Here is a 21,670-nt window from a genome sequence, read left to right as displayed (position 1 = left end):
GCGCTTATTACGCTAAGTGCGCTGATTTCAGGCATTTTCTACTTTTGGCTATAAAAACGACAAATTGAGATTTAAAAAGCCCGCCCTCCCCCTGCTATGTTTATCACCCGATGTTGCATTTTCTCGCTGTATTTTAATTTTTCGTTATAAGGGAGAGGTCATAAGCATGTCATTGATGATGAAAAAATCGGTCACGGAAGGACGTGATGGAACAGCGCGGCAAAGCACGCCATTATGGAAAAACGTGATGGCGCGGCTGCGCCAGCTCCCCGCGATACTGGCCGCCAGCGCCCTACTGCTCGTCTCCACCGCCTATGCCCAGGACAGCGAGCCAACGCAGCTACGCGTCGGCTATCAGAAAGGTTCGGTCAGTCTGGTGCTGGCAAAATCGCACCAGTTGCTGGAAAAGCAGTTCCCCAACACCAAAATCAGCTGGGTTGAATTCCCCGCAGGACCGCAGATGCTGGAAGCACTCAATGTGGGCAGCATCGATCTAGGCGGCACCGGTGATATCCCCCCTATTTTTGCGCAGGCCGCTGGCGCTGATCTGCTGTATGTCGGCGTCGAGCCGCCTAAGCCTCAGGCAGAAGTGATTCTGGTGCGGGAAGACAGCCCGGTGAAAACCGTTGCCGATTTAAAAGGCCGCAAAGTCGCCTTCCAGAAAGGCTCCAGCGCACACAACACGCTATTGCGCGCGCTGCAACGCGACGGGCTGAAATTCACCGATATCAAACCGACCTACCTGACTCCCGCTGATGCTCGCGCGGCCTTCCAGCAAGGCAACGTTGATGCATGGGCAATCTGGGATCCCTACTATTCCGCCGCGCTGCTGGAAGGCGGCGTTCGCGTGCTGATCGACAGCAGCGGGCTGGAGAAAACCGGCTCCTTCTATCTGGCTGGACGCCCTTACGCCGAGGCGCACGGCACCTTTATTCGTCAGGTGCTGGATGTGCTGACCAAGGCTGATGCCTTAACAATCAGCGACCGGGCGCAGAGCGTCACGCTGCTGGCAAATGCGGTGGGGCTGCCGGAAAAAGTGATTGAAACGGCGCTCGACCATCGCCCACCGACTACCGTCGAACCGCTGGATGCCGCCACGATCAAGGCACAGCAATCCACGGCCGACCTGTTTTATGAAAATCGTCTGGTGCCGGTGAAGGTCAATATCGCAGAGCGCGTCTGGCGTCCTCAGGCTAATTAATCTGCCTATCACGCACCCTTTTGTTTACCCCAAACAAGACAGTTCAAGGAGTTCACACCATGAGTCTTAACGTATTCTGGTTTCTGCCCACCCACGGAGACGGTCGCTATCTTGGTAGCACCGAGGGCGCACGTCATGTTGATCACAGCTATCTGCAACAGGTGGCGCAAGCTGCCGAGCGGCAAGGATTTGGCGGCGTGCTGCTGCCGACGGGTCGCTCCTGCGAGGATTCCTGGCTAGTCGCGGCATCGCTCATTCCGGTGACGCAGCGGCTGAAATTTCTCGTCGCCCTGCGCCCCGGCGTGATTTCCCCCACCATCGCCGCGCGTCAGGCCGCGACGCTGGACAGGCTGTCTAACGGACGGGCGCTGTTCAATCTGGTGACCGGCGGTGACCCGGAAGAACTGGCTGCCGAAGGGCTGTTCCTCAGCCATGAAGAACGCTATGAAGCCTCGGCAGAATTCACACATATCTGGCGCAGACTGCTGGAAGGTGAAACCGTCGATTTCGAAGGCAAACACATTCAGGTCAAAGACGCCAAACTGCTTTACCCACCCGTCCAACAACCGCGCCCGCCGCTCTACTTTGGCGGCTCTTCCGAAGCGGCACAGAATCTGGCGGCAGAACAGGTCGATCTCTACCTGACGTGGGGCGAACCGCCTGAGCAGGTTAAAGAAAAGCTGGCGGAGGTCCGCGCCAAAGCAGCGGCGCAGGGGCGTGAGGTTCGCTTCGGTATTCGCCTGCACGTCATCGTGCGGGAAACCACCGAGGAAGCCTGGCAGGCTGCCGATCGGCTGATTTCCCATCTGGATGAAAAAACCATCGCCGATGCGCAGGCGGCACTGGCGCGTTTCGACTCCGTCGGTCAGCAGCGCATGGCTGCCCTGCACGGCGGCAAGAAGGACAAACTGGAGATCAGCCCGAATCTGTGGGCAGGCATTGGTCTGGTACGCGGCGGCGCGGGCACGGCGCTGGTTGGCGATGGCCCGACGGTCGCCGAACGCATTCAGGAATACGCGGATCTCGGCATTGATACCTTTATTCTGTCCGGCTACCCGCATCTGGAAGAAGCGTATCGCGTGGGTGAACTGCTATTCCCGCACCTCGATCTGGCGCAGCAGCCCACACCGCTGCATACGGTGAATACTGCGGGAGAGCTGATTGCTAACCGCTATGTGCCGCGCAAAGTCTCGCAAAGCTGAGGAATCGATCATGGCAAGAACGCTCTCTTCACTGGCACAGCGCTTTGCGCCTTTCCTGCTCCCCGTGACGCTGCTGGTTGCGTGGCAGGTATCCGTCGAGTTCGGCTGGCTATCCAATCGGATTCTGCCTGCGCCCAGTTCGGTGATTACCGCAGGCTGGTCGCTCATCGCTAGCGGCGAACTGTGGCAGCATCTGGCTATCAGCGGCTGGCGCGCCCTAATCGGATTTGCTATCGGCGGCAGCATCGGATTGGTGCTCGGCTTTATCACCGGTCTGTCGCGCTGGGGCGAGCGTCTGCTGGACAGCTCGGTGCAGATGATCCGCAACGTTCCTCACCTGGCGCTGATCCCACTGGTGATTCTGTGGTTCGGCATTGATGAGGCGGCCAAGATATTTCTGGTGGCGCTGGGCACGCTGTTCCCGGTTTACCTCAACACCTATCACGGCATTAAAAACATCGATCGCGGCCTGCTGGAAATGGCGCGCAGCTACGGGCTGTCCGGCCTGAGCCTATTTTCTCAGGTGGTGCTGCCCGGCGCGCTGCCGTCCATCATGGTCGGCATCCGCTTTGCGCTGGGCTTTATGTGGCTGACGCTTATCGTCGCGGAAACTATCTCTGCCAACTCCGGCATCGGCTACCTCGCCATGAACGCCCGCGAATTCCTGCAAACAGACGTGGTGGTGGTCGCCATCATTCTTTACGCCCTGCTCGGCAAACTGGCCGATGTCAGCGCTCAAGGGCTGGAGCGCATTTGGCTGCGCTGGAATCCGGCTTATCAAACCTCATCGGGGGACGCATCATGACCGCCTTTACCGATTCTGTAACGCACGCGCATTCACCATCGCCGCTCACCAAGGGGGCGCCGTTGGCGCTCGATGCCATCACCAAGCACTACGGCCACCGCACCGTGCTGAATGACGTGCAGCTGCGCATTCCGTCCGGGCAGTTTGTTGCCATCGTCGGTCGCAGCGGCTGCGGCAAAAGCACCCTGCTGCGCCTGCTTGCCGGTCTGGAAGCGGCCAGCAGCGGCGAACTACTGACCGGCACCGCGCCGCTCAGCAGCGCAAAAGACGACACGCGGCTGATGTTTCAGGAAGCACGGCTGCTACCGTGGAAAAAGGTGATCGATAATGTCGGGCTGGGGCTGCGCGGCAAATGGCGTGAGAAAGCGCAGGAGGCGCTGGTCTCCGTCGGGCTGGCAGATCGTGCGAATGACTGGCCAGCGGCGCTGTCCGGCGGTCAGAAACAGCGCGTCGCGCTGGCACGCGCGCTCATTCACCATCCCCGTTTGCTGCTGTTAGATGAACCGCTGGGAGCGCTGGATGCCTTGACCCGCATCGAGATGCAAAGCCTGATCGAAAATCTGTGGCTCCAACACGGGTTCACCGTACTGCTGGTGACGCACGATGTCTCCGAAGCTATTGCGCTGGCCGACCGGGTTATTCTGATTGAAGAAGGCCGCGTAGGGTTGGATATCACGGTCGATTTACCCCGACCACGGCGTCGCGGATCGGCGAAGCTGGCGGAACTAGAAGCCCGCGTGCTGGAGCGAGTGCTGGCACCCACCTCACCGCCGTTACCTCAGCAGGCGGCAATATAGCTTTCATTCTGGCGATCGAGACGGGATAGCTTATCGCCAGATTTAACATCAAAAATATTGACAAATATTCTCAAAACACTCCGTTTTTCCTTCTCTCCGCATCGGCGTAATATCCTCTTCATCGAAAGGAAATGACCTTTCACTCCAAACAACATTGAACAGGATACATCACATGAAAAACGTAAAACTCTTCGCCGCTGCTGCCGTACTGTCTGCTCTGTCTTTTGGCACTTTCGCTGCCGATCAGGTGTCTTCACAACAGGCACAGAGTCTGGAAAAAGTCGGTGTCGTTAGCGCTACCGCACACAGCCTGGATTCACTGCAAGCGCAGCTGGCTCAGAAAGCAGAGAAAGCAGAGAAAGCCGGTGCCAACGCGTTCACCATTACGTCTGCCACCGGTGATAACCAACTGCGCGGCACCGCCATTATCTACAAATAATGCGCACGAAAAGACAATCAAAAAATTAAACGGACTTTCCTCAACCAAGAGGAAAGTCCGTTTTGTTATAGCTTTTGTCAGAACCCTACCGCACGCAAGTGACGAGCATTAGCCTACACGCTTCACTTCGCCCACCAGTAAGATGTAAGACAGTGCGCCAACCAGCGCTACGCCAGCAATATAGGTCAGTGCCGGAGCAAAACCGTAATCCTGTGCCAGATAGCCAATAATCAATGGCACCGTGATACCGCCCAGACCGCCGACAAAGTTGAACACCCCGCCCGTCAGACCAATCAGGCGAATCGGTGCCAGCGACGACACCAGCGACCAGGTGATGGAGGCAAAGCCATTACCAAAGAACGCCACTGCCATCAACGTCATAATCCATACCGGATCGTTGGTGTAGTTCGCCCCCATGATGCAGGTTGAAATCAACAGGCCACAGATAATCGGCGTTTTACGCGCCAGACCGATCGATTTTCCGCTACGCACCAGACGGTCCGCCACAAAGCCGGACAGCAGCACGCCAACGAACGCCGCCAGGAAAGGCACCGTCGTCATAAAGCCTGCCGTCAGTGCGCTAATCTGTTTTTCCTGCGTCAGGTAGTTTGGGAACCACGTCAGGAAGAACCACAGCGTAGAGGTCACGGCAAACTGCCCGATATACACACCCACCAGTTTGCGGTTAAACACCAGTTTCCAGTCGGCTGCCGTTAACGGCGTACGCGCTTTTTTCTCAGTCGGGGCATCACCATCGATGATTCCGCCGCCTTCGGCAATGTAATCCAGTTCAGCCTGATTGATCCCTTTGCTTTTCTTCGGTGACTGATAAACAAAGTGCCAGATAATTGCCCACACAATACCGACACCGCCGGTGACGATGAATACCCAGTGCCAACTCAGGATTTCCTGCAACCAGATGAGCAATGGCGTAAGGAATGCTAGACCAACGAACTGTCCTGACGTATAGAATCCAACGGCAGAAGCACGTTCTTGCTCAGGGAACCAGCTGGTCACCATACGGTTGTTCGTCGGAAACGCAGGCGCTTCAAATAGCCCGGTCACCGCACGCAAACCAATTAACGACGCCAGACCGGTGGCGAAGCCTTGCAGCAACGTGGCAATCGACCATCCCATGATGGCGATAAAATAAGTGACCTTTGAACCGACGCGGTCAAGGAACCAGCCGCCGGGTATTTGGCATAACGTATAGGTCCAGGCAAACGCGGAAAAGATATAGCCCATTTGTGTTTTTGTAATGCCGAACTCTTCCTGAATATGTGCCGACGCCACAGCCAGGTTGGCGCGATCCACATAGCAGATGACGACCGTAATAAAAATCATCAGCAAGGTGAAATAACGCCGTTTTGTAGGACGGGTAGTTAATGTCATATCCATCTTATGTTCCTGTTATTTATTAAACGGACAGTCATAACCGTCATACTTCAAGTTGCATGTGCTTTGGCTTCGCTCAGTCACCCGAATCACTTACTTGAGTAAGCTCATCGGGACTCCTTCCCTTGCCACCTTCCTGAAACTCGAATTATTTAGGGTATATATTTATTGCCCGCTATTTTTGAACGATCAACAACACCAGCAATTGGTATGCTTTATTTTTTCTAATGAAATAAATAACCGCACACAGTCAATACATTCCTTTATTGATCATGGCGTTTTATTTTTAAAATCCCGGTGGTGGCTTACTCATGATAAATGGAAGATTACTTTCCCCGACGCTAATAAAATAAAACAGTAATCCCTCACGAAATAATGTATTTCGTGATAATCCATGCGTGTTCTATTCCGTCGCGCCGGGGAAATGCGTTATGTATTACTTGTTATTCAACACCTAACCTATTGTTTTCGTTACACCCTAAATAATTCGAGTTGCAGGCAAACCAACACGAATGACGGGTATTACCACTCGGCGACGGCACCATCAGGATAACGCCACACCGGGTTACGCCAGTCTGGCGCATTTTTACTACGTTCAATAACCAGTTCTTCATTAATTTCCACACCGAGGCCAGGTTTATTCAGCGGATAGAAATGGCCGTCGGTCATGGCAAAGTCTTCTTTATTGATAACATAATCCAACAGCTCGGCACCTTTATTATAATGGATGCCCATACTTTGCTCCTGCAATACGGCATTACGTGCCACAAAGTCGAGGTGCAAACAGGAAGCCAATGCAATTGGGCCTAATGGACAATGTGGTGCCAACGCGACATCATAGGCTTCCGCCATGGCGGCAATTTTAAAGCATTCGGTAATACCACCTGCGTGAGACAGGTCAGGCTGAATAATAGCCAGTCCGCCGTCTGCCAGCACGCGTTTGAAATCAAAGCGTGAGAACATACGCTCGCCCGCCGCAATCGGCAGGTGGGTTTGCGCCGCCAGACGAGGATAGTATTCCGCCTGTTCAGCCAGCACGGGCTCTTCAATAAACAGCGGACGGTACGGTTCCAGCTCTTTGATCAGGATTTTCGCCATCGGCGCATCCACACGACCGTGGAAATCCAGACCGAACTCGATGCTGTTGCCAAAGGCTTCGCGAATTTCCGCGACCACGGCCACCGCTGCATCCACTTTGCGCGAGTTATCAATGATGCCCATCTCTTCACAGCCGTTCAGCTTGAAGGTATCGAAGCCAATCTCGGTCAGCTTCTTGATGCCTGCGATCACTTCGGAAGGACGATCGCCGCCCACCCAGCTGTACGCTTTGATCTTATCGCGCACCAGTCCGCCCAGTAACTGATAAACCGGTACACCCAGCGCCTTGCCTTTGATGTCCCACAACGCCTGATCGATACCCGCGATCGCACTCATCAGGATCGGGCCGCCGCGGTAGAAGCCCGCGCGGTAAAGCACCTGCCAGATATCGTTGATGCGCGCTGGGTCTTGCCCGATCAAATAGTCAGACAACTCATGAACGGCAGCTTCAACCGTACGTGCACGGCCTTCGATAACTGGCTCGCCCCAGCCAACAATGCCTTCATCGGTTTCAATCTTCAGGAACATCCAGCGTGGCGGCAGCCGGTACGTGGTGATTTTGGTAATTTTCATTGAACAGCGTCCTTATAGGCGTTAACAAATGCATGTGCTTTTTGCGCAGTGACGTCAACCGACTGATCGGCTCGATACAGATCGCTGCCTAACCCGGCACCGACGCAGCCCGCACTAAGGTAATCCTTCAGGTTTTCGGGCGTGACACCACCGACGGCAAAGACGGGAACGTCTTTTGGCAATACCGCTTTCAGCGCCTTGATGTAGTCCGGCCCAAACGCGGATGACGGGAAAATTTTCAGCGATTGCGCACCCGCATCCAGCGCCGCAAAGGCTTCTGTCGCGGTGGCACAGCCTGGGCACACCGTCATGCCGTAACCCACCGCCCGGCGAATCACCTCAGGTGAAATGTTAGGCGTAACGACTAACTTGCTGCCAATTTCCTGCAATTTGTCGACATATTTGGCTTTTAGTACCGTACCTGCGCCAATCAGGGCGCGATCGCCAAAATGCTCTACCGCCAGTTGAATACTTTCATACGGATTCGGCGAATTCAGCGGGATCTCTACCGCATCGAATCCGGCATCCAGCAGCGCCGCGACATGCTCCAGCACCTCATCCGGTGTGATACCGCGCAGAATCGCAATCAAGGGAAGATTAGTATTCCAGCTCATTAACAATGCTCCTTATTCCTGCCTGAAAAGCCCGATCGCCATCCAGCTGCTGCCAGCGCAATCCAGCTTGTTGTAATGCTTTTTCGTAGCGCGCGGTCAGCGCAGGGGAGCCGATGAGTGTGATGCTTTCTCCCGCCACTACCTGATAGTGGCGCTGCATTTGTGAGACTTCGTTACCAATCAGCAGCCCGGACAGCCAGTCGCTCACGGCACTTTTCTCCAGACGCCCCAACACATGCGCCGCGCGGGTTTCAAACAGGCAGCGGATAATGTTGTCATCGGTAAAGCCCAGTTCCAGCCCTTGCTGGAAAGCATCGGGGGACAGCTGCTGTTCGGTCAGCCCCACGCCAATTAGCGACTGTGTCATCAGCAGGTGGTGCAGTTCACCGGTCATCACCGTGCGGAAATCCAGCACGTTGCTGTCATCGGCCCGCACCCATTTCGAGTGGGTTCCCGGCATCAAATAAAGAGAGGAAGGACATTCGCTATACGCGCCAATCAGCTGGGTTTCTTCACCGCGAATCACATTGCAGTTATCGTCCTGCGCGATACTCAACCCCGGCACGATCCAGGCGGCCAGCGGCTGGGCTTCTTCCACACGCGTTAGACGGTGGGCGACATCGGTCAGGCGAGTCGGACATGACAGATACGGCACGGAAAGCCAGCCCGCATTGCTGCCAATCATACCCGCCATCACGACAGGCACGTTGTGCTGCTGCCACGGCGCAACGATCTGCTGAAAAACCTGCTGCGGCGTCTGACCGTTCAAACGTGTGACGCCCGCTTCAGACTTCACGCTGTCGATACAGACGCCGTCCAGATACAGCCACGCCCGCAGATTGGTCGAACCCCAGTCAATGGCGATATAGCTTTCACTCATGTAATGTCCTTTAACCGTTTGGTCGAGCTGGCGATCATGGTTAACGCCGCCCGCTCTGCTGCTTCAATATCCTGATGCCGAATGGCATCGTAGAGATCCTGATGCTCACGCAATGTCCGTGGCATGTTGTCTTCGTCCGGCATATAGGTGCGCTCAAACACCGCACGCTGCAACGAACTGATCGCGACGCTCAACTGCTGTAGCACCGGGTTGTGCACCGCCGCCAATACCGACTCATGGAAGCGAATATCCGCTTCATTAAATGCGTCGCGATTCTGATGGTTGGAAATCATGTCGTTCAGCGCCGCTTCAATCACTGCCAGCTCGCTTGAAGTCGCCCGTTCGGCAGCCCAGCGGGCAATCGTCGGCTCCACCAGATTACGCACCTCGCTCATCGCGCTGATCAGACGTGGGTCGTAGTCGCTTGCCAGAACCCATTGCAGAACGTCGGTATCCAGGTAATTCCACTGGTTACGCGCGGCCACAAACGCGCCGCGATACCGCTTCACTTCCACCAGCCTTTTCGCCATCAGCGCTCTGAACACTTCGCGAATGATGTTGCGCGAGGTCTGAAATTCTTCACATAGCTCAGCTTCTGTGGGTAACGGCGTACCCGGCGCGTATTTACCGCCAACGATCTGTTGGCCAATATCCAGAATGATGCGGTCGGTTTTGCTTAATTCCTGCTTATTCATCATCACCTCAACGAGACAAAACGGATTGATATCACTGCACTTACTTTACCCGCCATGCCGCCTGACGTCGTCGAACTGTTGCACAATAACCGCATCCTTCCCTCTTTTCTTGGCTTGATTGTAGTACCATTTATATATGCTGTACTACAATGTGGATCACAAAACGGACAATCAATACAATTTAGCAACATCGTGCGTTACCAGATTTCAACATCCAGAGGGATTGGGATGTGCGAAGTTGGAAGGCGGCTCCATTATTGTTAACAAGGTTTGCTTGTCAATATAGCCTGTGGGTTATAATGTATTTACAGCGTGTAGGACATGGAGGTTTTACAGATTGGCATGGGAAATAGTCACACGGGCGCTATTCGATACTTGGTTTGATGAACAAACCGAAGCGGTACAGGAAGAGATTTTGGCACACCTCGCTATACTCGAAGAGGATGGCCCACAGCTAGGACGACCACAAGTTGATCAGATTAAAGGCTCAAAATACAAAAACATGAAGGAGCTTCGGGTTCAGGTTGGCGGCCACCCATTTCGAACATTCTTCGCGTTTGACCGGACACGTAAGGCGATTATTTTATGTGCGGGAGATAAGAAAGGCGAAGATGAAAAGTTGTTCTACGAACGTATGATTAAGATCGCAGACGCTGAGTTTACATCGCATCTGATATCACCGGAGGTAAAAGAAGATGGCAACGCTTAAAGAAATGATGGCTAAACGTTCACCGGAGAGCCGCGCCCGCATTGAAGCGCGCACGGCTGAGATCCGTCAGGAAATCACTTTAGCGAAACTACGCGAAGAGCTGAACATGTCGCAAACTCAGCTTGCGCTAGCATTGGGCGTCAAGCAGCCATCCATTGTTAAGATGGAGAAGGTAGAGAATGACCCAAAACTATCAACGCTGAAACGCTATGTCACCGCCCTAGGCGGCAAGCTTACGCTAGATGTGACCTTGCCTGATGGCAAGCGTATCGCGCTTACTTTGTAATTAAGTCGTTCTGGATTTTCAGTAAACGCGATTCGTTCACTCCAGAACGAAATGCCCCTCTCCGACTTGATTATAGCGACGTGCGGGAGGGTGGAAATCGGGAGCGCGTACCGGGCTGCGCAATTCATCATTGGTGATATTACGCACCGGACGGGTGTCCGGGTCAGGCACGGGTACCGCAGAAATCAGACGTCGGGTGTAATCATGCTGCGGATTGTCGAAAATCGCCGAACGTGGCCCGATCTCCACGATTTCACCAAGATACATCACCGCAACGCGGTGGCTGATACGCTCGACCACCGCCATATCGTGCGAGATAAACAGGAATGACAGCCCCAGCTTCTGCTGAAGATCCAGCATCAGGTTGATCACCTGCGCCTTGACGGACACATCCAGCGCCGACACCGATTCATCGGCAATAATCACTTTCGGCTCCAGCGCCAGTGCGCGGGCAATGCAGACGCGCTGCCGCTGCCCGCCGGAGAACTGATGCGGGAAACGTGAGGCCATATCGCCGGATAACCCCACCTGTTCCAGCAGCGCGCTCACTCTTGCATTAACATCCTGTCGGGTCGCCAGACCGTGCAGCAGCATCGGTTCAGCGATAGCTTCCCCTATCCGCATGCGCGGGTTAAGGCTTTCATACGGATCCTGAAACACCATCTGAATCTGCCGCCGCGAATCCGTCAGCTCACGCTTATCCGCCGTCAGGATATTTTTTCCCAGCAGTTGAATATCGCCGCTGACGGCGTCGTTGAGGCGAATAATCGACCGACCGGTAGTGGATTTACCGCAGCCCGACTCCCCGACCAGTGCGAGTGTTTCTCCCGGCCAGAGATCGAACGAGACATTCTCCACCGCGTGAACGCGCCCCGACAGCCGACGGAAAAATCCTGATCGGATATCAAATCGAGTAACCAGATTTTTTACCGTCAGCACCGGCTCCTCGCCCGATACGGTATTCACCGCCTCCGGCACTGGCTGGCGCTCGCCCGTCTTGAGGTCGACCAGCGGGAAGCGCTGCGGCCACGCGCTGCCGGACATCGATCCGAGTTTAGGCACGGCAGACAGCAGCATGCGGGTATAGGGCTGTTGCGGATGGTGGAAGATCTCCCGCGTGACGGCGTTTTCCACCATTTCGCCCTGATACATCACCAGCGTGCGGTCGGACACTTCCGCCACCACGCCCATGTCGTGGGTGATAAACAGTACCGACATCCCTTCTTCTTCCTGAAGGGTTTTTATCAGCGTCAGAATTTGCGCCTGAATCGTGACGTCCAGCGCCGTCGTCGGTTCATCGGCAATCAGCAGTTTCGGGTGGCAGGCCAGCGCAATCGCGATCACCACGCGCTGGCGCATACCACCGGAGAAGCTCTGCGGGTATTCGTTCAGCCGTGATTTTGCCGCCGGAATGCGGACTTTTTCCAGCAGGCGCACCGCTTCGGCACGCGCTTCAGCTTTCCCCATGCCGCGATGGCGACGCAGCACTTCTGTAATCTGGTAGCCAATCGGCAAAACCGGATTCAAGCTGGTCATCGGCTCCTGAAAAATCATGCCAATGCGGTTGCCGCGCACATCCTGCATCGCTTTGCTGGGGAGCGACAGCAGCTCGGTGTCGCCGAAATGAATCTGACCTTCAACCCGGCTTTGGCCAGGTGGCAGTAAGCGCATGATGGATTTCGCCATCACGCTTTTCCCTGAACCAGATTCCCCCACCACGGCGACCGTCTCTTTCTCGCCAATCGTGAAGGACAAATCCCGCACCACGTTCATCCACTCGCCGTTCACCTGAAAGGCGGTGGTCAGATGCGAAACGGACATAATCGGCACTGTCATGCGTTCGTTACCCCTTATTCCTATGGGCGTTCCCACAGATTAATTCCGCGGGTTGAGGATGTCGCGCAGCGCATCCCCGACCAGATTGATCGCCACAATCAGCAGCAACAGCGTTAACCCTGGGAAGAAGCTGATCCAGTAGTCGCCCGACATCAGGTATTCAAAACCGTTTGAGATCAGCAGCCCCAGTGACGGTTCCGTCACTGGCAGCCCGATCCCCAAAAACGAAAGCGTGGCTTCCAGCATGATGGCATAGGCGATGCGCATCGTTGCCACCACGATTAGCGGTGCCAGACAGTTCGGTAAAATATGGCGAAACAGGATACGGCGGTTGGACAACGCCATGCTGCGCGCCGCATCCACGTAGCTGCGGCGACGTTCCACTAGCGCTGAACCGCGAATCGTGCGCGCGTAGTAAGCCCACTGGGTCACCACCAGCGCCATGATGATCTTATCGACCCCTTGCCCCAGCACCGCCAGCAGGATCAACGCAATCAGGATGGGGGGGAAACTAAGCTGGATATCGACGATGCGCATAATCGTGGCATCCGTTTTTCCACCAACGTAGGCACTAATCAGCCCCAGCGAGGCACCAATCAGCAGCGCGAGTACCGCACTGGAGAAGCCCACTATCAGGCTGATGCGGGTGCCGTACAGAATCGCGCTGAACAGGTCGCGCCCCTGATCGTCCGTCCCCAGCCAATACATCATGCCCGCCATGCTCTGCGCACCCGGTGCGAGCCGGCCATCCATGATGTCGAGCTGCATCAAATCGTAGGGATTCTGCGGCGAAAGAAGCGGAGCAAGCAGTGCCAGCAGCACAAAAATCGCCAGCATGATCAGCCCACACAGCGCCAGCCTATCGTTAATCAGCGCCACGATGACGCGCATCACCGGATGTGTGGTTTTTTGCACCGCAGCGGGCTGGTGTATCGTATTCCCCGTCATCCCTTGTCTCCTCCCAGCCGCACACGCGGATCGACCAGCACATACAGCAAATCGACCAGCAGGTTAATCACGCTAAACATCACGACGGTAATCATCAGATAAGCCAGGATAACCGGGCGGTCGAGCACGGCAATCGAGTCGATAATCAGCTTGCCCATGCCCGGCCAGGCATAAATGGTTTCCGTGACCACGGCGAATGCGATCAGCGACCCCAGTTCCAGCCCTAGCACGGTAATCAGTGGAATCAGCGTGTTGCGCAGCACATGAACCAGCACGATGCGGGTTTCCGACAGCCCTTTCGCGCGGGCAAACTGCACATAATCCTGTTGCAGACACTCCATCACGCCCGCACGCATCAGACGGATAACCAGCGAAATTTTAAACAGCGCGAGGTTAAACGCGGGTAAAAGCAGGTGTTCGAGACCATCGCGGGTCAGAAAACTGAATGGAATACCGAAGAGCTCGTGGGTATCGCCCCGGCCAGAGGACGGCAGCCAGCCGAGCTTCACGCTGAACAGCATGATCATCACCAGCCCAATCCAGAACGTGGGCAGGCTAAAGCCGAGGATGGAAAAGGTCATGATGGATTTGGACACCGCGCTGTCTGGCTTCAGGCCAGCGTAAATCCCCAGCGGAATACCGACAACCAGCGCCATCACGAACGCCACCATCGCCAGTTCGAGCGTGGCTGGCATGCGCTGAAAAATGAGCGTCAGCGCGGGTTGGTTAAAGATAAACGAGTTGCCCATGTCGCCCTGCAAGGCGTTCCAGACAAACAGCCCGTACTGTTCCCAGACGGGCTTATCCAGACCAAAGGACTGAATCACCGCCAGCCGTTCCGCTGGCGTGGCCGTCGCACTCAACAGCATATCGACCGGATTACCGACCAGATAGACACCTACAAACACCAGCACCGACATCACAGCCAGCGTCAGCAGCGTTTGTCCGATTCGGCTCAGCAGGTAGGCGACCATCAGCGCTCCTCAGATCCATTGATTGCTTTAACATCATTGATTGCTTCAGAGCCATAGCGACGCAGGCGATCGGCAATCAGCCCGAGGAATCCTTGTTCGTCGATTTCCCGCATGATCAGCGCATTCTCCGGCTCGCTCAGTTTGTGATAAAAATCGGCGAACGCGTAACCCGCAGTCTTACCGGAAACTTCTACCCCTAGGTGAGCACGTTTTGACTTGAACAGCTCAGGTTTCAACAGCCACGCAATGACGGTCGCATCATGAATCGGTCCACCTTCACGGCCAAAGCGCTCCACCTCACTACGGTCAAACATACGCAGCAGCGCGGCCATCGCCTTACCCGGCGCACCGCCGCTGCGTGCGATATCATCAACTTGTTCCGTCTGAATCAGCGCCTGAAAGGTCACATCCAGCGGCATGATGACAATGGGAACGCCGGAAGAAAAAACGATTTCCGCCGCATGCGGATCGGCATAGACGTTAAAATCCGCCCACGGTACGCGATTCCCCATTGCGGTAAAGGCACAGCTCATGGACACAATCTGTTTAATGCCACGTGCGACATCAGGGTGGAAACACAGCGCCAACGCCAGATTCGTCAGTGGCCCGAGTGAACAAATGGTGATCGGGTTATTGTCGGCCGCCGCCTGACGCGTCATCCGCACCAAAAAATCGACGGCGTGTTCCTCTTCCGGCGACAGCGTGCTTTCTGGCACCCACTCAGAGGTGAACTTGCCGATATGGACGTACTTACCGAACACCTGATCGCGGAGGAGTGGGCGCGAAGCGCCAGCAAAAATCGGCACATCGGTTCTGCCCGTCACACCCACCACGTTGCACGCATTCGGCAGCGTGGCGGCAAGCGGTACATTGCCTGCCACAACGGTAATCCCAAGTACGTCCAGTTCAGGTGAAGCCAATGCCAGCCAGATGGCTATCGCATCGTCAACGCCGGGATCGGTATCAATAATAATGCGCTCTCGAACCATGTCAGACACCCTCTCCGTAGCGGCTCAGTAAGTCAGCAAACAGCTCAACAACCTGTTTGGCATCAACGCCCGTCACCACATCCACATTCGGCTGCCGATCGGTTTTGCCGTACCAGTCAGCAACGGTCTGCCCCATGCACAGCTCGCTTTCCTGCTCAATGTAAACGCTGGCTTTTTCCGTCGTGAAGCAATGCGGCGCCAGCACCCAGGCGATGACCAGCGGATCGTGTAGCGGGCCGCCGCGTGAGCCATAGCGACGGATGTCATTACGATCCCAAAACGCCATCATTTCACCCAATGGGCCGGAAATACGCCCGGATAGCGCAATGAAACGTGCCACTAATTCCGGCGTTAAAATCACCTGATGCGTGACGTCCAGCGGTAGCGCGACGATGGCAATCGACGAGTCGAACACGACCTTGGCCGCCTGCGGATCGGCGATCATATTGAATTCAGAGGTCAGGCTGCGGTTGCCCGCTTCGCGGTACGCGCCGCCCATCATCACGATGCGTGCAATACCGTCGACAATGTCAGGAGACATGCGCAGCGCCATCGCCACGTTGGTTAACGGCCCTAACGTACAGAGCGTGATCGGCGTGCCATCAGCGATCGCCTGCTTACACTGCGCAATAATAAAACTCACCGCATGCTGTGCGTCGGCCTGTTTTTGCGGCGCAGGCAGCACCGTCTGGCCCAGCCCACTTTCTCCGTGGAACTGGCCATGAATAGGATCACGCAACAGCGGCCGATGACAGCCAGCGAAAACGGGAATATCAGTGCGCTGACCCAGCTCAACAATTTGCAGCGCATTACGCACCGTTTTTTCCACAGGCTGGTTACCACACACCGCGCAAATACCGCGAATATCCAACTCTGGTGACACAAATGCACTTAATAACGCAATCGCGTCATCTATCCCCGGATCACAATCAATAATAATAGGTAAAGCGCTCATCCTTCGATGATTCCTTTTCTCTTTTTAATAGGTACTACCGAACATCAAGGTGCAGAAAGACCCACACCTCTACAGCGTGAAAAATAACAAAATGTATTTTGCGTTAGAGGGAATCGACAGACGCCAAAACGTCAGCGATCTCCTTACGCGCCTTTTCATCCAACGGTTGCTGAGGCGGCAACGGATCGCCTACCGCAAATCCCTGCAATTGCAGCGCCGCTTTAATACAGCCGGCAATAGAATAACGGGCAAAGATTTCATTGATGCGCCACAGCGGACGCTGAAGCTCCATTGCTCTGTTCCAGTCACCCGCGCGGGCGGCTTCGTACAAAGCAATACTCTGCTTGGGAACGATACACGCCGGGCCAGCCATCCAACCCACGCCGCCAATCAGCATGACGCAAGCGGGAATATGGGCGGACGCGGAGAAGACGTCCATGCGGCCACGGGTACGTTCGATGATGGAAAGCAAGCGCCCGGTATTGGTCGAGGCGTCTTTGATATAGCGGATGTTACTAACATGGCTTAGGCGTTCGATGACGGGCAAACTCAAATCGGAGCGCTGGAACTGAGGATTGGTGTAGAGCACCACAGGTTTACCCCGTGCGGCTTCAGCAATGGCGCGGAAATATTGTTCGACGCCTTCGTCTTTCAGGGGGAAATAGGCTTCCAGTACCGCAAGAATGCCATCCGCACCCAGTTCGACGTAACGTTTCGTTTGCTCAACGGCATCCTGAATCGTTGTCGACGCGACACCAGCGATGACCGGCACACGGCCCGCCGTCGTTTCGATCACTGTTTTGACGACATCCAGACGTTGGGCCGCAGAGAGATAGGCAAATTCACCGGTGCTGCCTAACGGCACGACGCCATGTACACCACATTGAATCAGATGTTCAGTGAGCTGCGCCAGAACGGGCTTATCAACCTGACCATCGGGCCTGACGGGTGACACCAGATAGGGAAAAACACCGCTAAATGTATTCACTCCGCTCTCCTTGTTACGGATAGATAAGGGGTGAATACTCACCCCTTACTTGAATCATAAATGACAGGTGACTATTTGGCAGAACGGACGAAGTACGGCAGCGTGTAGGCATCGGAACGGCCCACGTAGGTATACTGCTTTTTCATCGCCCAGGTGTTGGACAGGAACATCACCGGAATCACACCCAGATCGTTCATGCCAATGTTCATCGCCTCAGCCAGCAGCGCACCACGTTTGGTTTCATCCAGCGTGACACGTGCTTCGTTCAGCTTTTTATCAAAGACAGGATTGGAATAGCGACCACGATTACCCTGTCCTGCATTGGGGCCAAAGGTTTCTAACAATGGCCCCAATACTCCAGAAGCTTCCCCAGTTTCAATCGCGGCCCCACCCATAATCAAACTGAATTCGAGACGGGACGCACGTGAGAAGTACACACTGCCGGGCATCGTAACAACCTCGGTTTTGATACCGGCACGTGTGAACATTTGGCCAATGGCCTGAGCAATTTTAGAATCATTAGGATAACGATCGTTCGACGCGTGGAAGGTCAGCGTGAAGCCGTCGGGGTAACCCGCCGCTGCCAGTTCCTGTTTGGCTTTCTCCGGATTATAAACCGGCGCAGGAATGGAAGCGGAATACCCGAGATACCCCTTCGGTACAAGCTGAGAGGCAACAACAGCCTGCCCCTCCATCACACGGTCGACGATTGCCTGACGATTAATAGCTAAAGACATCGCCTGGCGTACTTCTTTTTTTAGTAATGGGTTTTTACCATCAGGACCTTTGGCGAACGGTGATTCATCTCGCTGCTGGTCCATGTGAAGGTAAATAACACGATTCCCTGGTGTTGAAATCGTTTTTAACTGCTGATTTTTTTCAATATTACTGCTGTCGGCTGTTGGAACGTTTTCGATCATGTCCACATCACCGGATAATACTGCTGCTACACGTGCACTACTGTTTTTAAATACACGGACAGTAACGTTGTCCCACTCTGCTTTTCCTCCCCAGTAATCGTCATTTCTAACAAGGACTACCCGGTCGTCCGGCACCCAGGAAACAAATTTGAATGGCCCTGTACCAATCACATCTTTTCCTGAATTCAACGTTTCCGTCGGGACGTTCTCAAGTCGGGCCGGTAAAATGGAAATCCGACTTAAATTATTCAGCAGCAGTGGCGAAGCCTCTTTTGTCTTAATCCGCACCGTTAATGGATTCACTTCTATTACTTCAGCAATGTCGCTGACGTAAGGTGCGTAAGAGCTAGGGCTGTTTTTCGATGCCAGCGCAACACGCTTAATGCTGGCAATCACATCTTTAGCCGTAAAATCACTGCCGTCGTGAAACTTGACGCCTGGACGCAATACAAACTCCCACGTCTTGTCGTCAATCACTTTCCAACTAGTTGCCAGGGCAGGTGCAATCTGCTGTTTTTCATCCTGTACAACCAAACCGTCAAAAATATTGCGCGCCATTGCGCTATTCGCCCCACTCACATAAAACTGCGGATCCATTGATGTGGTGGAGGAAGCCAAACCGATATTCAGGTCCGCGCTATAAGCCAAAGGTGAAGATGAAAATAAAACGGTAAACAATAACGCCAGAGTCGATTTCTTCATTCACTAATCCTCTATTCCATGATTGAGTACTGATGAAGTGTATTAAATCTTATGATTGTGAGTCTATGCGCTAGATTGGATAATGAAAAATTGCATTTTGTGTTAAATTGATAACCAAATGTTATGTTTTAAGGTGACGAGCATGCGTATCAATCCCCGCCAGGTTGAAGCCTTTCATAAAGTCATCCTCACCGGAGGCATCACCGCTGCCGCCAACATGATGTACATCACCCAGCCTGCGGTTAGCCGACTGATTAAGGACTTTGAAGACGCACTGAATCTTAAGCTTTTCGATAGGGACGGGCGCGGCCTGATTCCGCGCGCGGAGGCGATGAAGCTGTATCGCGAAGTCGAGCGTCTTTATCTGGGGTTGGATCACATCGGGATGATCGCGGATGAAATTCGCCACGCCAAGGGCAGCGTGCTGCGCATCGCCGCCGTTCAGGCGCTCTCGTTTCTTTGTTCAGATCAGGTTATCCCTACTTTACTCAAGAAATACCCCGATCTTTCCCTGTTTTTAGACATCGAAAGCAGCAGCCATATTACGAATGCGATTGCTGAAAATCAGTATGATGTTGGTTTTATTTTTGGCCAACCGGGCATCAAAGGGCTGGAAGCTGAACCACTGGCGGATGCCAGTGCTGTCGCGGTGTTAGCGGTGGATCACCCTCTTGCCACGGCGGATGAAATTACACTTGCCGACCTGGCCGGTACGCGCGCTATTTTGCCGGGAAGGACTACTCCACTGCGGGCGCAGATCGATATCGCCACCAGAAAAGGACAGATCTATTTGCATAACCCCATCGAAACCTCAATGGCTAACTGCTGCGTGCTGGCTTCAAGAAACGTCGGTATCGGCGTGGTGGATTTCATTACCGCCTTGAACAGCCCGTCCCCCGTCATCGTTAAACCTTTCAACCCTGATATAAAAATGGCGTATTGCGCAGTTTACCCACCCCAAATTCCCCGCAGCCAGGTAGTTAATCACATCACTCAGGTGATGAAAGGAAAAATAGTAAGTAGTCTAGAATTAAAATAATTTTCAGCCAAAGCTGTTATTTTCATTAATATATTTATTAAACAATGACTATCAAGAAATAGATTTATAAAAAATAAATATCAAAATTATTTTTTTAAATAAAAATAGCCACCGTTGATAGCTATTCTGCTTCATCTATATCCTAAATAATTCAAGTTGTAGGAGGGCGGAGAAAGGGAATTCCGATAATATTACTCAGGTAATTTATTAAAGCAGTTGACAAGTCTACCTTAAACACTGCTTACAGCAGTCCCAACGAGGCGTGGCTCATAGAAGAACCTGATAATACAGCCAACACACGTGCAGTGTGAAGGGTATACTTCGGTTTATCACCATGCTCAGAACCTTGAAGGCCATGAAAAATCTCTCTGCCGTGACTACCATCGCGTATTTCTGATCACTTATGAGCATGACCAAATCTCAAAGAAAAGATCACCGAAATGGCTTTCAACGATGCCAATATCCTATTTTAATTCAATGCATTAAGTTCAAGAACCTGACGTAAATAACTCGCATTAATCACCTTGTCTGAAAAACGCTCAGCTTCTTGCATAAAAGCTTATCGATGCATTTATTGAAAATATATATTTTTTATTAATTAATATTCATTACGGAAAATATATAGATAATTACTAATTTAATCACCACTTTTAAAATTTAACTTTACAATTGACAAATTTACCCACAACATCTTTAATAAAAAAACGGATATAAAAATCACATTCGGGAGTTCAAAAAAAAATAAATTATATCAGGCTAAAATTAAAACCAGCAATTGCCCATGAGTAACCAATATGATGAATCATTCTAATTCGTTAACTTACTATGCTCTACATAATTTTAGTTTCAGGAAGGCGGCAAGATATGGAATACCGATTAGCTTACCCAGGTAAGGTAAGCTGAGCCGAGTGAGTGACAAATCTGTCAGCACAAATGCGAACCTGGAAAATGATGAGTATAAATATTATCTAGCTATCTCAATAAATAGGTGTCTCATGAAAAAGTTATTACATACCAGTATTATTTCAGGTGCACTATTAATGATGTCATCTGCTTATGCAGAAAATATCAGTCCCCGTCATGGGTTTGTTAATAATCCTCCAAGTAGAGCTTTTTTATGCTCGGCAGGGGGCGGGAATTTGAACAAAAATTGCGGTGGAGTTCAATATGAACCACAATCTGTAGAAGGATCTAAAGGGTTCCCTAGCGCTGGTCCTAAGGATGGTGAAATTGCCAGTGGAGGAAAATTAAGTTTTAATGAATTAAACGCGCAGAGCGCAACGCGCTGGCGCCATATTGATATTAACACTGGAAAACAGACATTTACCTGGAATTTGACTGCCCCTCATTCTACAGAATCGTGGAAATTCTATATTACTAAAGAAAATTGGAACCCTAATCAACCATTATCCAGAGAGCAACTTAATTTGACAGCATTCTGCGAAAGAAGTGATAGCGGAAAAGTACCCACCAGTACAGTAAACGTGGAGTGTGTAGTTCCTAATGTTAAGTCGGGCTATTATATTATTTTAGCCGTTTGGAACATTGCAGACACAGGTAATGCCTTCTATCAAGTTATTGATGCAAACATTAAGTAACTTAATCCGTAAAAATAGCCATCAATG

Annotated in this window: 21 protein-coding genes; 9 read left to right on the top strand and 12 right to left on the bottom strand. The window is 53.0% G+C overall.

All coding sequences use genetic code 11. The features are described from left to right. Nucleotides 1–166: 166 nt before the first annotated feature. The 5 genes from LOZ86_RS00185 (at nt 167) to bhsA (ending at nt 4,444) form a co-directional block, all read left to right on the top strand. Nucleotides 167–1,201: a sulfonate ABC transporter substrate-binding protein gene (locus LOZ86_RS00185; protein ID WP_039513853.1), complete on the top strand. Its 1,035-nt coding sequence runs from the start codon at nt 167–169 to the stop codon at nt 1,199–1,201. Between the two features lie 59 nt (nt 1,202–1,260). Continuing rightward, nucleotides 1,261–2,403, top strand: a complete 1,143-nt coding sequence (gene ssuD / locus LOZ86_RS00180) for an FMNH2-dependent alkanesulfonate monooxygenase (protein WP_039485202.1) — start codon at nt 1,261–1,263, stop codon at nt 2,401–2,403. A gap of 10 nt (nt 2,404–2,413) precedes the next feature. Then, on the top strand, nt 2,414–3,208 hold the full coding sequence (gene ssuC / locus LOZ86_RS00175; protein WP_039485200.1) for an aliphatic sulfonate ABC transporter permease SsuC: 795 nt from the start codon (nt 2,414–2,416) through the stop codon (nt 3,206–3,208). Beyond that, nucleotides 3,205–4,005, top strand: a complete 801-nt coding sequence (ssuB, locus tag LOZ86_RS00170) for an aliphatic sulfonates ABC transporter ATP-binding protein (RefSeq protein WP_039485199.1) — start codon at nt 3,205–3,207, stop codon at nt 4,003–4,005. Before ssuC ends, ssuB begins: the two co-directional genes overlap by 4 nt. Before the next feature lie 172 nt (nt 4,006–4,177). After that, nucleotides 4,178–4,444, top strand: coding sequence for a multiple stress resistance protein BhsA (gene bhsA / locus LOZ86_RS00165; protein WP_230242746.1), 267 nt, complete (start codon nt 4,178–4,180; stop codon nt 4,442–4,444). Nucleotides 4,445–4,552: 108 nt separating this feature from the next. Here the strand turns inward: bhsA and LOZ86_RS00160 are convergent, their stop codons facing one another. The 5 genes from LOZ86_RS00160 to dgoR all read right to left on the bottom strand — a co-directional run bounded on the left by LOZ86_RS00160 (nt 4,553) and on the right by dgoR (nt 9,699). After that, a complete protein-coding gene (locus LOZ86_RS00160; protein ID WP_039485188.1) occupies nt 4,553–5,842 on the bottom strand; it encodes an MFS transporter in 1,290 nt (429 codons plus the stop codon). Nucleotides 5,843–6,361: 519 nt separating this feature from the next. Next, a complete protein-coding gene (dgoD, locus tag LOZ86_RS00155) occupies nt 6,362–7,510 on the bottom strand; it encodes a galactonate dehydratase (RefSeq protein ID WP_005976723.1) in 1,149 nt (382 codons plus the stop codon). After that, entirely contained in the window at nt 7,507–8,124 is a 618-nt protein-coding gene (locus tag LOZ86_RS00150) for a 2-dehydro-3-deoxy-6-phosphogalactonate aldolase (RefSeq protein ID WP_111778603.1), read from the bottom strand. Before LOZ86_RS00150 ends, dgoD begins: the two co-directional genes overlap by 4 nt. Continuing rightward, entirely contained in the window at nt 8,108–9,004 is an 897-nt protein-coding gene (locus tag LOZ86_RS00145; RefSeq protein WP_039485185.1) for a 2-dehydro-3-deoxygalactonokinase, read from the bottom strand. Before LOZ86_RS00145 ends, LOZ86_RS00150 begins: the two co-directional genes overlap by 17 nt. Continuing rightward, nucleotides 9,001–9,699, bottom strand: coding sequence for a D-galactonate utilization transcriptional regulator DgoR (gene dgoR, locus LOZ86_RS00140; RefSeq protein WP_230243179.1), 699 nt, complete (start codon nt 9,697–9,699; stop codon nt 9,001–9,003). Before dgoR ends, LOZ86_RS00145 begins: the two co-directional genes overlap by 4 nt. Nucleotides 9,700–10,036: 337 nt before the next feature. On the opposite strand from dgoR, the gene LOZ86_RS00135 reads away from it, so the two are divergent. Together LOZ86_RS00135 and LOZ86_RS00130 are read left to right on the top strand one after the other, a co-directional pair. After that, nucleotides 10,037–10,408 (top strand): type II toxin-antitoxin system RelE/ParE family toxin, encoded by a 372-nt coding sequence (locus LOZ86_RS00135; RefSeq protein ID WP_039485180.1) that lies wholly within the window; start codon nt 10,037–10,039, stop codon nt 10,406–10,408. Next, nucleotides 10,395–10,694: a helix-turn-helix domain-containing protein gene (locus LOZ86_RS00130; RefSeq protein ID WP_010281167.1), complete on the top strand. Its 300-nt coding sequence runs from the start codon at nt 10,395–10,397 to the stop codon at nt 10,692–10,694. The genes LOZ86_RS00135 and LOZ86_RS00130 overlap by 14 nt, the downstream gene beginning before the upstream one ends. 36 nt (nt 10,695–10,730) lie before the next feature. On the opposite strand, the gene LOZ86_RS00125 is transcribed toward LOZ86_RS00130, so the two are convergent. From LOZ86_RS00125 to LOZ86_RS00095, 7 genes are all read right to left on the bottom strand, one after another. Beyond that, nucleotides 10,731–12,530: an ABC transporter ATP-binding protein gene (locus tag LOZ86_RS00125; protein ID WP_039485177.1), complete on the bottom strand. Its 1,800-nt coding sequence runs from the start codon at nt 12,528–12,530 to the stop codon at nt 10,731–10,733. Nucleotides 12,531–12,569: 39 nt separating this feature from the next. Beyond that, complete coding sequence (locus LOZ86_RS00120) at nt 12,570–13,478, bottom strand: ABC transporter permease (protein ID WP_039485174.1); 909 nt, start codon at nt 13,476–13,478, stop codon at nt 12,570–12,572. Then, a complete protein-coding gene (locus tag LOZ86_RS00115) occupies nt 13,475–14,452 on the bottom strand; it encodes an ABC transporter permease (protein ID WP_010296900.1) in 978 nt (325 codons plus the stop codon). The genes LOZ86_RS00120 and LOZ86_RS00115 overlap by 4 nt, the downstream gene beginning before the upstream one ends. Beyond that, nucleotides 14,452–15,441 (bottom strand): nucleoside hydrolase, encoded by a 990-nt coding sequence (locus tag LOZ86_RS00110; protein ID WP_230242745.1) that lies wholly within the window; start codon nt 15,439–15,441, stop codon nt 14,452–14,454. The genes LOZ86_RS00115 and LOZ86_RS00110 overlap by 1 nt, the downstream gene beginning before the upstream one ends. A 1-nt stretch (nt 15,442) precedes the next feature. Then, nucleotides 15,443–16,396 (bottom strand): nucleoside hydrolase, encoded by a 954-nt coding sequence (locus LOZ86_RS00105; RefSeq protein ID WP_039485168.1) that lies wholly within the window; start codon nt 16,394–16,396, stop codon nt 15,443–15,445. A 103-nt stretch (nt 16,397–16,499) separates the two neighbouring features. Continuing rightward, complete coding sequence (locus tag LOZ86_RS00100; RefSeq protein WP_039485165.1) at nt 16,500–17,384, bottom strand: dihydrodipicolinate synthase family protein; 885 nt, start codon at nt 17,382–17,384, stop codon at nt 16,500–16,502. Nucleotides 17,385–17,455: 71 nt separating this feature from the next. Next, nucleotides 17,456–19,006: an ABC transporter substrate-binding protein gene (locus LOZ86_RS00095; RefSeq protein WP_039485163.1), complete on the bottom strand. Its 1,551-nt coding sequence runs from the start codon at nt 19,004–19,006 to the stop codon at nt 17,456–17,458. Nucleotides 19,007–19,148: 142 nt separating this feature from the next. Between LOZ86_RS00095 and LOZ86_RS00090 the strand changes: the two genes are divergently transcribed. Together LOZ86_RS00090 and LOZ86_RS00085 are read left to right on the top strand one after the other, a co-directional pair. Beyond that, on the top strand, nt 19,149–20,045 hold the full coding sequence (locus LOZ86_RS00090; protein ID WP_230242744.1) for a LysR family transcriptional regulator: 897 nt from the start codon (nt 19,149–19,151) through the stop codon (nt 20,043–20,045). 995 nt (nt 20,046–21,040) lie between these two features. Further along, entirely contained in the window at nt 21,041–21,643 is a 603-nt protein-coding gene (locus LOZ86_RS00085; protein ID WP_039485332.1) for a lytic polysaccharide monooxygenase, read from the top strand. Nucleotides 21,644–21,670: the final 27 nt, after the last annotated feature.

The sequence above is a fragment of the Pectobacterium parvum genome, from assembly GCF_020971565.1.
Taxonomy (GTDB): Bacteria; Pseudomonadota; Gammaproteobacteria; order Enterobacterales; family Enterobacteriaceae; genus Pectobacterium; species Pectobacterium polare.
This window is presented reverse-complemented; position numbering and strand designations above follow the sequence as displayed.

What these genes read in the sequence shown, in the direction of transcription:
- LOZ86_RS00185 (WP_039513853.1), top strand. Translation starts at nt 167, where the DNA reads ATGTCATTGATGATGAAAAAATCGGTCACGGAAGGACGTGATGGAACA.
- ssuD (WP_039485202.1), top strand. Translation starts at nt 1,261, where the DNA reads ATGAGTCTTAACGTATTCTGGTTTCTGCCCACCCACGGAGACGGTCGC.
- ssuC (WP_039485200.1), top strand. Translation starts at nt 2,414, where the DNA reads ATGGCAAGAACGCTCTCTTCACTGGCACAGCGCTTTGCGCCTTTCCTG.
- ssuB (WP_039485199.1), top strand. Translation starts at nt 3,205, where the DNA reads ATGACCGCCTTTACCGATTCTGTAACGCACGCGCATTCACCATCGCCG.
- bhsA (WP_230242746.1), top strand. Translation starts at nt 4,178, where the DNA reads ATGAAAAACGTAAAACTCTTCGCCGCTGCTGCCGTACTGTCTGCTCTG.
- LOZ86_RS00160 (WP_039485188.1), bottom strand. Translation starts at nt 5,842, where the DNA reads ATGGATATGACATTAACTACCCGTCCTACAAAACGGCGTTATTTCACC.
- dgoD (WP_005976723.1), bottom strand. Translation starts at nt 7,510, where the DNA reads ATGAAAATTACCAAAATCACCACGTACCGGCTGCCGCCACGCTGGATG.
- LOZ86_RS00150 (WP_111778603.1), bottom strand. Translation starts at nt 8,124, where the DNA reads ATGAGCTGGAATACTAATCTTCCCTTGATTGCGATTCTGCGCGGTATC.
- LOZ86_RS00145 (WP_039485185.1), bottom strand. Translation starts at nt 9,004, where the DNA reads ATGAGTGAAAGCTATATCGCCATTGACTGGGGTTCGACCAATCTGCGG.
- dgoR (WP_230243179.1), bottom strand. Translation starts at nt 9,699, where the DNA reads ATGAATAAGCAGGAATTAAGCAAAACCGACCGCATCATTCTGGATATT.
- LOZ86_RS00130 (WP_010281167.1), top strand. Translation starts at nt 10,395, where the DNA reads ATGGCAACGCTTAAAGAAATGATGGCTAAACGTTCACCGGAGAGCCGC.
- LOZ86_RS00125 (WP_039485177.1), bottom strand. Translation starts at nt 12,530, where the DNA reads ATGACAGTGCCGATTATGTCCGTTTCGCATCTGACCACCGCCTTTCAG.
- LOZ86_RS00120 (WP_039485174.1), bottom strand. Translation starts at nt 13,478, where the DNA reads ATGACGGGGAATACGATACACCAGCCCGCTGCGGTGCAAAAAACCACA.
- LOZ86_RS00115 (WP_010296900.1), bottom strand. Translation starts at nt 14,452, where the DNA reads ATGGTCGCCTACCTGCTGAGCCGAATCGGACAAACGCTGCTGACGCTG.
- LOZ86_RS00110 (WP_230242745.1), bottom strand. Translation starts at nt 15,441, where the DNA reads ATGGTTCGAGAGCGCATTATTATTGATACCGATCCCGGCGTTGACGAT.
- LOZ86_RS00105 (WP_039485168.1), bottom strand. Translation starts at nt 16,396, where the DNA reads ATGAGCGCTTTACCTATTATTATTGATTGTGATCCGGGGATAGATGAC.
- LOZ86_RS00095 (WP_039485163.1), bottom strand. Translation starts at nt 19,006, where the DNA reads ATGAAGAAATCGACTCTGGCGTTATTGTTTACCGTTTTATTTTCATCT.
- LOZ86_RS00090 (WP_230242744.1), top strand. Translation starts at nt 19,149, where the DNA reads ATGCGTATCAATCCCCGCCAGGTTGAAGCCTTTCATAAAGTCATCCTC.
- LOZ86_RS00085 (WP_039485332.1), top strand. Translation starts at nt 21,041, where the DNA reads ATGAAAAAGTTATTACATACCAGTATTATTTCAGGTGCACTATTAATG.